Source organism: Mesorhizobium sp. M4B.F.Ca.ET.089.01.1.1, from assembly GCF_004022605.1.
Classification (GTDB): Bacteria; Pseudomonadota; Alphaproteobacteria; order Rhizobiales; family Rhizobiaceae; genus Mesorhizobium; species Mesorhizobium abyssinicae.
On record NZ_RZOS01001188.1, the window covers coordinates 1 to 612 of the forward strand.

The 612-nt window shown below is 74.0% G+C and carries 1 pseudogene; it reads left to right on the forward strand.

Annotated elements, in window-relative coordinates:
- Positions 1-612 (forward strand): annotated as a pseudogene (locus tag EN780_RS39400) (helicase); the annotation flags it as partial.

Genomic DNA, 612 nt, shown 5'->3' on the forward strand with positions numbered 1-612 from the left:
CGGCATTGTCCTGCGCGCCGAGCCGAAGCCGGCCGCCGAGGTCAAGGCGCGGCTCGACGCGCAGGACAATGCCGCGCGCGAGGCCGCCGCCGCCAAGCTTGCGGCCGAGGAAGCGGCAAAGGCCGAGCTGGCCGCCGCGGCCGAAGCGGCGTCTGCCGAAGCCGGCGTCGAAACACCGGCCGAGGGTTCCGAACCTGGCCCGGATGCCGCTGTGGCGTCGGATGCCCCGGTTGAGGTTTCGGCCGAACCGGTCCCCGAGATGGTTGCCGAGCCGGTCTCGGAAGAGGCCACTGACGAGGCCCCGCTCGCCGCGGAAGCCGTCGCCGAGCAGCCTGCGGATAGTGCTCCGGCAGCCGAGCCACAGGCAGATGCCGAAATTGACGCCGTCGCCGCAGAGCCGGTGGCCGCGGAGTCGTTGGCGGCCGAAGCGGTGTCCGCCGCGCCTGCCGCGACGCCGGAAGCCGCCTCCAGCGAGGCGGCCGCCGAGGCCGAGGAGCCGAAGCCCATCCTTCTATGGCGGCAGGGCCGCTTCGACCAGCGCCCGCGCCATCGCCACGACAACCGCAGGGACAATCGCCCGCGCGCGGCCTGGCCGTTGCGCGGGCGATTGTC